The organism is Brachyspira pilosicoli, from assembly GCF_008016535.1.
Taxonomy (GTDB): Bacteria; Spirochaetota; Brachyspiria; order Brachyspirales; family Brachyspiraceae; genus Brachyspira; species Brachyspira pilosicoli_A.
In genome coordinates this window covers 85475-95895 of the sequence record NZ_SAXY01000064.1, presented here as the reverse complement: position 1 = coordinate 95895, position 10421 = coordinate 85475, and the positions used below count along the sequence as shown (strand labels likewise).

Below are 10421 nucleotides of genomic sequence, written 5' to 3'. Positions count from 1 at the left end.
ATCATTTTTGGAATTATAAACGAATACATTCTGCTTTAAATTATGATACGCCTATGATATACTCTAAGAAATTAAGGAATTCCTAACTGCAATATGTCTGGCTCCCATGCAAATTGAGATTTTTATAACTATTGACTTTTTTTATTCAAGTGTATACAATTAAATTACTTGGCGAAGCATTGTATTTTGCCGAGGAGTTTGAGTATGAAAATAACTACAGTATTTTTATTGAATATATTTATACTCTTTAGTAGTAATATGCTTTTTTCTCAAGATATAACTTTTAGAATAACTGGTATATCTGGAGTTGCTTTTATAGAAAAATCAGATAAATCATTAAGAGTTTTCAGAGGCAGCGAAATACATGAAGGCTATAAATTATCCACAGAAAGTAATACCACAGTAGAGATTACTGTGTTAAAAAATGGAAACAATATTGGAAATATTTCTCTCAATGAAAGAAGTATAATGATGGTTAATTCTATTTCTGCTGAAGGCTCTTATATATCATTATCTTTGCTTTATGGATATTTTACTGTTAATATAGAAGATGAATATCAAGTTCATACGGCAAATGTTTCTTCTATGGTTACATATAATAATACTCCTGCAAAGGTTGAGGTTGCTTTTTCTGAAGATGGTTCTACTATAGTAATTCCTATTAATACTAAAGTAAATATTTATACAGATAATGATGAGCGCACTATTAATCCTAGAGAGGTTTATATAGCGAATTTTGATGGTAATAATAAAGTAGTAAAGCAGGGCAGTGATACAGACCCTTTAGTTTTTTTAAATAAAGGTGAAGAGAATGCAAGGCTTGATTCTACTTCTACTATAGAAAGCTTAATTTCTGCTATGGAGGATATTTCTCAAAATGATATTACTGCAGTTTCTAGGGTATCTTTTACAGATGTAGATAATAGCGAAAAAGATATTCACGCTTTAGAGATGAAAAAAAATAGAATGATAGCTGGAAATGAAGGTTATTATAGTTCCATAGTAAGACTTATTAATTTAGATTCTGTAAGTAAGAATGAGATGATACCTTATGCAAGAAAGTCCTTAGGATTATATAGTGCAAATCAAAGGGCTATTAGTAAGATGAACTCTGCATTAACTAGAACTCGTGACAAGTTTAATCGAATTAAAAGAGATTTTGATAGTAAGATGCATGGAGCTTCTAAATAGTTATTAATTTTTTATTCTAATATTTATTAAACTTCATTATATTATAAAAGGGATTCAATGAGTAAAGTAGTTATAATTAAATGTGATAATTATGATTTTGATATGGTTAAATCTGCCATCAATCGCGGTATAGATTTACTTGGAGGGATAGATTTATTTGTTCACAGTAATTACAAGGTATTATTAAAGCCTAATTTACTAGCGGCAGAAACAGCTGATAAATCTGTAACTACACACCCTATAGTTTTTGAGGCTATAGCATCAATTTTGCAAGAGAAAGGTTGCAAAGTTTCTTATGGTGATTCTCCAGGTGTTGGAAGGGGGAGCAGTGTTGCAATGAAGGCCGGTATTGATGAGGTTGCAGGTAGGCTTAAAGTAGAATATGCTGATTTTGAAGAGCCTGTTGGGGTTAATTTTCCTGATGGTGTTCAAGAGAAGAGTTTTACTATAGCAAAGCCTGTTACAGAGGCTGATGTTATAATTAGTTTGCCAAAGTTAAAATCTCATGCTTTAACTGTGATGACGGGGGCTGTAAAAAATCAATTTGGATGCATACCTGGTTTTAGAAAGGCAGAGTATCATTTGAAGCTGCCTGATTTTGAAGATTTTTCTACTATGCTTTTAGATTTAAACAAGTATGTTAGCCCCAAATTATATATAATGGATGCTATACTTGCTATGGAAGGCAATGGTCCTAGAAGCGGTAATCCTAGAAAAGTCAATGCATTACTATTTTCTACTGATGCTGTTGCCTTAGATTATATTGCTTCAAAGATTATATCTTTTGATTATAATAATATACCTACTTTAAAAATGGGTTTTAAACATAATTTCTCTAATAAAGACGATATAGAAGTCTTGGGTGATGATATAGAGAGTGTTAAGGTTCTTGATTTTAAAAAACCGCACAAAAGAATAGGAATAGGCAGAAGTTTGATGAAATTTGCTAATTTTCCTATGGTAAAAAGAATATTTTCTTTTATTATACCTAAGCCTGTTATAGATAAAAATAAATGTGTAAAATGCGGGGTATGTGTTAAGGTTTGCCCTGTTACTCCTTTAGCTTTAAACTTCGATAAAAAGGGTAAAAGTTATCCTCCTGAATATTATTATGATAAATGCATTACTTGCTACTGCTGTCAAGAATTATGTCCTCATAAAGCAATATTTTTAAAAAGAAAGTTTTAAATTGCTTGAAGTTTAGTTAATATTATGGTATCATTATAGAAATATTATAAGTAGATTTTTTTTTAAAAAGGTAATGATAAATGGAAAATATTAATATAACTAAAATAATGGAACTTCTTCCGCATAGATATCCTTTCTTGCTTGTAGATAAGGTAATAAGCATTGAAGAAGGTAAAATACATTCTATAAAAAATGTTACTTTTAATGAACCTCAATTTACAGGACATTTTCCAGAAAGCCCTATAATGCCTGGTGTTTTAATGGTTGAGGCGATGGCACAAACTTCTGGTATATATTGTTATATGAAATTATTAAAACCTGAAGAAATTGGAAATAAATTTATGTTTTTTGCTAAAATAGATAATGTTAAGTTTAAAAATCCTGTTATACCGGGTGATGTGATGGATATGTTTGTTACTGTTGAGGCTTTTAATGGAACTTTACTTAAAACACATGGTGAAGTTAGAGTAGGGGATAGTTTAGCTTGTTCTGCTGATTTGGGATTGTTTTTAGTAGATAAAGAAGCTATGAAAATTAATAAATAATTAATAAATAATTGGGTAATGAAAATGACAAAAGATATACATGAAACTGCTATTATTTCAGAATCTGCTAAAATAAGGGATAATGTAAAAATAGGTCCTTATGCTATAATAGAAGGTAACGTAACTATAGGAGAAAACACTATAATAGGTGCTCATACTGTTATAAAAGAGTATACTAATATAGGAAAAAATAATATTATTCATGATAATGTTGTATTAGGTGATTTACCTCAGGATATACATTTTGATAGAAATACTGTTACATTTTTAGAGATTGGTGATAATAATGAGATAAGAGAGTTTGCCAATTTGCATAGGGCATCAAAAGAAAATCAAAAAACTATAATAAAAAATAATTGTTATATAATGGCTACTGGGCATGTGGCACATGATTGTGAGATTAATGATAATGTTATTATATGTAATGGTGCTTTAGTTGCTGGGCATGTAAAGGTTGGAAAGGGAGCTTTTATTTCTGGTAACTGTGTTGTGCATCAATTTTGCTCTATAGGCGAATATGCTATGATTAGCGGAATGTCTGCGGTTGGAAGAGATATACTTCCATATGCTTTAACTGCTCATGCTGGTGAAGCTATTATATATAAACTTAATTTAGTTGGAATGAGGAGAGCGGGTTTTACTTCGGAAGAGATTAGTCAGGCTGAAGAGGCTTATGATATGTGGTATAATTGGAATAAAACAAAGCAAGAGTTTTTAGATACATACTTAAACGATAATAGTTTAAATGATATAGCTAAAAAAATAGTTGTTTTTATATCAGAGTCTAGAAGAGGTATTACTCCTAGAAAAACAGTATAATATATGCGAATATTTATAGCTACAGGAGAAGTATCTGGCGACATTCAGGGAGCCTTGATTGCAAATGAGATAAAAAAATTAGCACCTCAAACCATAATAGATGGATTTGGCGGTGTTGAGATGAAAAAGGCTAATGTTAATATTTTATCTGATATGTCAACATTATCTACAATGGGTATATTTGAAGGTATTAATCCAAAATTTGCTTTCAAAAAACTTGGGGCTTTCAATATATTAAAAGAGTATCTCAAAAATAATAAAGTTGATATAATGCTTCTTGTAGACAATCAAGGAGTTAATCTTATATTGGCTAAATATTGTAAAAAAAATAATATTCCTTATATTTATTACTTTCCGCCTCATGTGGGTATATGGGGAGAATGGAATGCTAAAAGATTATTGTCTGCTAAAAAAATAATTACGCCTTTCAAATTTGATTATGATGTTTATAAAAAGCATAATTGTAATGTGGTTTATAGCGGACACCCTTTTGCTGATATTAATTATAATAGAGAAGTGTCCCCATTAAATATGGATAAAAAAGAACATACAGTTGGTGTATTATTTGGAAGCAGGTATCAGGAGATAAAAAAACTTGCCCCTGTATTTATTAAATCTATGAAGATACTCAATGATATGTTATTTGGGAATATAAGATTTATTATACCTGTTGCTTATCCTGAATATAAAGAGCCTATAGAGAATATTATTGATAATTATAGAGATTTACTAAATGGTGTATGCTATTCTATAATAGAGAATAAAGATGATGTTTATATATATTCTGATGCTCTTATAATGTCAAGCGGTACGGCTAGTTTGATAGCAGCTTGTTATGGAAAGCCTATGGTTATATGTTATAAGATATCACATTTAACTTTTTTACTTGGTAAGATACTCACTAATATAAAATATGTTGGTATGCCTAATGTTATGCTTAATGAGGAGGCTGCTCCTGAACTACTTCAGAGAGATTGCAATGCAAATGCTATTACTAGTCATATAATAAAATATTTAACAGATAAAGAATATTATAATAAAACTAGTTCTAATTTAATTAGGGTGAGAGAATTACTTGGTGATAAAAATGTATTAGAGCGTGTTGCAAAAGAGATTATTAATTAAAAATGATGAACGATGATTTTTTTAATAATATAGAAGAATATATAAAAAAAACTGATATAGAATTTGATATTCTTTTTGTCAATTTAATTACAAAGGATAAAATTGCTTTATTAGTAAATAATATATTAATTAAATACAAAGTCGAAAAATATTATGAAGATGTTATTTATATATTGATGGAGCTTATTACTAATGCTGTTAAGGCGAGATATTTACATTTAATTAGTTTAAAAGTACTTAGTGAGATGTATCCTAATTATTCTTTAGATGAATATTATAATAATCCTGAAATAATGAAAAAATATTCTGATATATTTAGAGATGAGGAAAGCAGGGAAAAATTAAAAAGTATTTTAAAAAATGAAAATAAAATTATATATTCTAATAAAAATATAGATATTGATAATTTTTATAATGATATTTTATTGTTAAATGATAACACTAAAAGCAAATTTATTATAAAATTATTTATTCATATTACAAAAAACAATATAGAATTTGATGTTGTAAATGATTCACCACTTATTATGTTAGGAAGGACAAGAATAGATAGTAAAAGATTAACTTTTAAAGAATATTATAATAATGATATGGTAGAGAGTTTTTTCTTAGAACAATTAGATAATACAGAAAGTGCTGGATTTGGTTTAGCTTTATGCGACCTTAGATTATATAATATTGGACTTGAACCTACAAAACATTTAAAAATATATAATGATGATAATAAAACGCATTCAAAATTAATAATACCTATAAAAGGCGTATTTAGTCATTTGATATTCCATAATAAATATTAAAGCTCTTGAGCAATTTCTTCTATTTTGAATATCTCTAATAAATCACCTTTTTTAATATCATTAAAGTTTTCTATAGAAGCACCGCATTCATATCCGCTTACAACTTCTTTAACATCATCTTTAATACGTCTTAAACTAGAAATTTTGCTAGTATAAATAAGTACATTATCTCTCATTACTCTAACGCCAGCATTTCTCTCAATTTTACCGCTAGTTACATAACAACCGGCAATAGTGCCAACCTTAGGAACATGGAATACATCTCTAACTTCAACAGTGCCAATATCTACTTCTTTTTTAAGTCTTTCAAGAGAACCTTTCATAGCATTTTGTATAGATTCTATTGCTTCATATATAATATCATATCTCTCTATAGGTATAGCAAGTTTTTCAGCTAACTCTCTTGCTTTACCAGAAGGACGAACTCTGTATGCGATTATTATAGCATTAGAAGCATGTGCTAAGTTTACATCGCTTTCAGTAACAGCTCCTGATGCACTATATATTGAAACAAATCTTATTTTATCACTTTGTATTTTGTTTAGAGCATCTCTTAAAGCCTCAACACTGCCTTGAACATCTGCTTTAATTATAACCTTAAACTCTTTCATGGCATCTGAAGCTATTTTCTCATAAAGATTTTCCAAAGTAACTTTAACATTAGCCTTCAAAACTTCCTGCTGTTTTAACTGTACTCTCTTATCGGCTATAGCATTAGCCTCTTTTTCATCAAGCATAACATTGAAAGACTCACCAGCTTCAGGAGTCTTTTCAAATCCCAAAACTTCAACAGGCGTAGAAGGTAAAGCCTTTGTAACTCTCTGTCCTAAATCATTAACCATCGCACGTACTTTACCCACAGAAAGTCCGCAAACAAAATAGTCTCCTATTTTTAAAGTACCATTTTGTACAAGTACAGTACCAATAGGTCCTCTTCCTTGATCAAGAGAAGCCTCTAATACTATACCAATAGCCTCCCTATTAGGATTAGCTTTTAATTCTAGCATTTCAGCTTGAAGTATTATAGCTTCCAAAAGGTCATTAATACCTTGTTTAGTTAAAGCACTCACCCCAATATATTGAGTATCTCCTCCCCATTCTTCAGGAGTAAGACCATGCTCAGATAAAGCAGCCTTAACCTTATCCATAGAAGCATTAGGTAAATCCATTTTATTAACAGCAACTATTATAGGTACATTAGCTTCCTTAGCATGATTCAAAGCCTCTAAAGTTTGAGGCATAACACCATCATCAGAAGCAACAACAAGTATTACAATATCAGTACTTTTCGCTCCTCTTGCTCTCATCATAGTGAAAGCAGCGTGTCCTGGAGTATCAATAAAAGCTATCTCTCCGCTAGGAATTTTTACTTTATAAGCACCTATATTTTGAGTAATACCGCCGCTTTCTTTAGAAGTGATATTACTATGTCTTATAGCATCAAGAAGTGAAGTTTTACCATGGTCAACGTGTCCCATAATTGTTACAACAGGAGGACGAGGTTTCAAATCTTCCGGTTTATCTTCTTTTATCTCTATAGTAGCTTCTTCTTGTAATGATATAACATTAACCTTACATCCAAAATCATCAGCTATAATTGTAGCAGTATCAGAGTCTATTATATCATTAACTCTAGCCATAGTACCCATACCCATAAGTTTGGATATTATGTCTGAAGCTCTTAAATTCATTTTTTTAGCTAAATCTCCGACAGTAATAGTTTCCATTATGCTGATTTCTTTTTCAACACTTGCAAGTCTTTGTTCCTGCTGAAGTTTTTTAGCCTGCATTTTATTGAATATTTTATTTTCTTGTCTTTGAGCAGCTTCTGCTTTAGAATCTTTTTGAGAAGATTTTTTATCATACTCTTTTTCTTTCTTCTCATAATCTCTTTTTTTATTATCTTTCTTATTGTCTTTTTTGAATGATACCTCTTTTACAGGAGGCGGAGTAGTAATTTGACTGTTTTTATATTGTTTATCTTTAGAGAAATCTCTATTATTATTTGAGTCTTTGTTAAAACTTCTATTCTCTCTTTCTCTATTATTATTATTTTCTTTATTAAATTTATTATTATTAAAAGGTTTTCTTTGTTCTGCATTTTGAGGATTTTCTGTTTTTGCTGCAGAGTATGGTTTTTCTTTATGTATAATAATTTTCTTTACTACTACCTTTTTTACTTTTTTAACAGTGGCACTAGCCTGACTTTCTTCATTAGTATTTGAATTATTAGATTTTTTATTAATAATTACTTTTTTAGGTTTGTTATCAGGTGATAAGTTTTGCTGATTTTTGTCATTACTCTCATTTATTTGAGGCATCATCTTCCTTCTTTTTTATAGTGTATTCACTTGCAAGATAAAATATCTTACAAGTGTTTATTTTTATATTATTAATTTGTTGCTCTAGGTAATAAATTATTAGTAGCTTGTCCTTGTGTATTAGGCATAGTAGTAGGAGGAACTATAGTTGCTTCTCCTAATACAGCATTATTTCTTTCTATTACTGCTTTATCTTTTAAATCTATTATATCTCTTTGAACATTTTGTTCTGCATAAGCATTTTTATATAATTGGGCAATCGCAGGAGCTGTTTGTGTATTGTATTCTGTGATGCCATATTGTGCTAATTGAGTTTTTACTTGGTCAAAGAATGCTCTAGCTTGTTCTGGAGTTGGAGCAGGAACATTGCTTGCTGCTTGTTCTATTAGTTTTTGATAATAGTATTGTGCTTTGATATTTCTAATAGTAGCATCTATTGTAGATTTAGCTTCTTCTGTTTCAAAGAATTTATCTGCTTCTGCTTTTTTTAGTAGAAGTATTTGATTAATTAAATCTTCTGCATAATTTTGTTTATATCTATTATCACTTTCTATCATAGCTATTTGCTCAGGAGTTGCTCCTTGTGCTACCATAGAATTTAAGAATACTTTATAATCTTTATTAAAATTAGTTTGATTGATTGTGAAATCATCTATTTTTAATACCCAATCTCCTTCACCGCCTTGAAGATATGCTATTGAATCTGAAGAGGTTGAAGTATTTGTTTTTGAACAAGATACGAAAAATATAGATAACATTACTAATGATAAAAATAATTTTTTAATATACATAAAGAATACTCCTTAATTTGCAATACAACTTAATAGTTGCAATAGTTTATCATATATGTATTATTAGTGCAAGCTATTTTATAAATATTTATTTCTTGCCAGAATACATATTGATCACTAAATTATTAAGTTCTTTTTCTAATATACCATACCAAATTGATTTTCTTCTTTTTAAAGCACTACTATCTAAGGCATATTTCATTAATTTATTATAAGTTTCATTAGCTTTTTGTACATTTTGAAAAATAGGTATATGATTTGCAGGGAATATTTCTGTTAAGTTCATTTCTATTTCTTTTTTTATTACAGTATCATATATAGGCAAAACTTTTTCGTATCCATTGCATATACTTTCTGCATATTCTAATACCATAGGGTCAAAATCTGGAATTGTTTTTAGTAATTTTATTATAAGAGCGAAAGTGTCTATTGCTTCTTTATAGTTTTCTTTAACTACATAAGCCCCATTAGCATTATTGCATAAGTCGCATATAGTTTTATTATCATAAGCAGATATATATTCATTAACTATTTTATTTATTTGGAATTTAGGCATAGAGCTGGCAGCTTTTGAAATTAAATCTAATATGCTTGTAAATAATCTCTGCTTCCACAAATTACCTTTTATGCTTTTAACAAGTTCTTCCATTTCATTAAAGAAGGCTTCTTTATATTTTTCATTAGGATTAAATATCGCTTCTACTATAGGAATTTCAGTTCCTTTAAAAGATATCATACCATTGTCGTAGAAGGATATAATATTTTTTTCAAATATTTCACTTTTTGTTTTGCTGTTTTCTTTAAGAAAGTTAAACTGCAAATTTTTTGTAACAATTATTTTAGTTTCTTTAGGAGATAACATATTTGCTCTAGCCTGCATCCTTGCTGCATTGTTAATTAGAAAACCAGATAAATCTCCATCCTCTGTGATAATAAGAGAATTGTTGCTCATTCCACCAGCTATACCAGCACTTACTTTAAACTCTGGAAATATTGATGTATCTATATCCGGGCATTCTGTTAATATTCTTTTTTTGCTCAAAGCTCCAATAATGGCCATAGTAGCACTTAAAGCATCGGTTGCAGATGGGCACATCATTACTATTTCATCGCCTTGTTTTCTATGAGATATAACATTATAAAATTTTGTAAGCTCACTAATTTTATTTTGTAATAAATCATCTAAAGCATGCATTTTAGAAAGGTTGTTTTTATTCTCTTCGCAAAATTTAGTATATCCATGAATATCAAGCATTGCTATATAAATATCAGCTATAGTTAAACTAAGTTTTAAATCTCCTGCAAAATTATATTTAGGATTTTCTATAACAAATTGGTCCCACAATTTTGGATATGTTTCTTTATCTAAATTATTAAAAAATCCCCAATTAATCTTTCTTATAAGTTGAAATAATCCTTTTAAAATATTATTATGATCATTAATCTTATCAAAATTAACATTACTAGCATAAGTAAATATTTCTGATAAAGTTTTTATTTTTCCAGATACTATCTGCTCGCTTAAATGAGTATATAACTCATATTTTGATGTTGAGGGGGTATAATCTTCTATTGTGTTCACATTGTTTCCTTAAAAATTATTAATATATCTCAAACCCATTTAAAACTTTAACTCATAAATAA

General features: G+C 29.0%; 9 protein-coding genes. 6 read left to right on the top strand and 3 right to left on the bottom strand.

The annotated features are described in order from the left end of the window. The first annotated feature begins 204 nt into the window (after nucleotides 1–204). The 6 genes from EPJ72_RS10990 (at nucleotide 205) to EPJ72_RS10965 (ending at nucleotide 5665) form a co-directional block, all read left to right on the top strand. Nucleotides 205–1191 carry a hypothetical protein gene (locus EPJ72_RS10990; protein WP_147732186.1) on the top strand — a complete coding sequence of 329 codons (987 nt, stop codon included), beginning with the start codon at nucleotides 205–207 and terminating at the stop codon, nucleotides 1189–1191. A gap of 57 nt (nucleotides 1192–1248) precedes the next feature. After that, entirely contained in the window at nucleotides 1249–2379 is a 1131-nt protein-coding gene (locus tag EPJ72_RS10985; protein WP_147732185.1) for a DUF362 domain-containing protein, read from the top strand. Nucleotides 2380–2459: 80 nt separating this feature from the next. Then, the gene (gene fabZ, locus EPJ72_RS10980) at nucleotides 2460–2924 is read left to right on the top strand and encodes a 3-hydroxyacyl-ACP dehydratase FabZ (RefSeq protein WP_147732184.1); all 465 of its coding nucleotides are present in this window, start codon (nucleotides 2460–2462) and stop codon (nucleotides 2922–2924) included. A gap of 24 nt (nucleotides 2925–2948) precedes the next feature. After that, nucleotides 2949–3743: an acyl-ACP--UDP-N-acetylglucosamine O-acyltransferase gene (lpxA, locus tag EPJ72_RS10975; protein WP_147732183.1), complete on the top strand. Its 795-nt coding sequence runs from the start codon at nucleotides 2949–2951 to the stop codon at nucleotides 3741–3743. 3 nt (nucleotides 3744–3746) lie between these two features. Next, complete coding sequence (gene lpxB, locus EPJ72_RS10970) at nucleotides 3747–4868, top strand: lipid-A-disaccharide synthase (RefSeq protein WP_147732182.1); 1122 nt, start codon at nucleotides 3747–3749, stop codon at nucleotides 4866–4868. 2 nt (nucleotides 4869–4870) lie between these two features. Beyond that, entirely contained in the window at nucleotides 4871–5665 is a 795-nt protein-coding gene (locus EPJ72_RS10965; protein ID WP_147732181.1) for a hypothetical protein, read from the top strand. Here the strand turns inward: EPJ72_RS10965 and infB are convergent. The 3 genes from infB to EPJ72_RS10950 all read right to left on the bottom strand — a co-directional run bounded on the left by infB (nucleotide 5662) and on the right by EPJ72_RS10950 (nucleotide 10359). Beyond that, nucleotides 5662–7986 (bottom strand): translation initiation factor IF-2, encoded by a 2325-nt coding sequence (gene infB, locus EPJ72_RS10960; RefSeq protein ID WP_147732187.1) that lies wholly within the window; start codon nucleotides 7984–7986, stop codon nucleotides 5662–5664. The two genes, EPJ72_RS10965 and infB, sit on opposite strands and share 4 nt — an antisense overlap. A gap of 71 nt (nucleotides 7987–8057) precedes the next feature. Continuing rightward, nucleotides 8058–8777 (bottom strand): SurA N-terminal domain-containing protein, encoded by a 720-nt coding sequence (locus tag EPJ72_RS10955; protein ID WP_147732180.1) that lies wholly within the window; start codon nucleotides 8775–8777, stop codon nucleotides 8058–8060. Between the two features lie 88 nt (nucleotides 8778–8865). Next, nucleotides 8866–10359 (bottom strand): hypothetical protein, encoded by a 1494-nt coding sequence (locus EPJ72_RS10950; protein ID WP_147732179.1) that lies wholly within the window; start codon nucleotides 10357–10359, stop codon nucleotides 8866–8868. Nucleotides 10360–10421 lie beyond the last annotated feature (62 nt).

What these genes read in the sequence shown, in the direction of transcription:
- EPJ72_RS10990 (WP_147732186.1), top strand. Translation starts at nt 205, where the DNA reads ATGAAAATAACTACAGTATTTTTATTGAATATATTTATACTCTTTAGT.
- EPJ72_RS10985 (WP_147732185.1), top strand. Translation starts at nt 1,249, where the DNA reads ATGAGTAAAGTAGTTATAATTAAATGTGATAATTATGATTTTGATATG.
- fabZ (WP_147732184.1), top strand. Translation starts at nt 2,460, where the DNA reads ATGGAAAATATTAATATAACTAAAATAATGGAACTTCTTCCGCATAGA.
- lpxA (WP_147732183.1), top strand. Translation starts at nt 2,949, where the DNA reads ATGACAAAAGATATACATGAAACTGCTATTATTTCAGAATCTGCTAAA.
- lpxB (WP_147732182.1), top strand. Translation starts at nt 3,747, where the DNA reads ATGCGAATATTTATAGCTACAGGAGAAGTATCTGGCGACATTCAGGGA.
- EPJ72_RS10965 (WP_147732181.1), top strand. Translation starts at nt 4,871, where the DNA reads ATGATGAACGATGATTTTTTTAATAATATAGAAGAATATATAAAAAAA.
- infB (WP_147732187.1), bottom strand. Translation starts at nt 7,986, where the DNA reads ATGCCTCAAATAAATGAGAGTAATGACAAAAATCAGCAAAACTTATCA.
- EPJ72_RS10955 (WP_147732180.1), bottom strand. Translation starts at nt 8,777, where the DNA reads ATGTATATTAAAAAATTATTTTTATCATTAGTAATGTTATCTATATTT.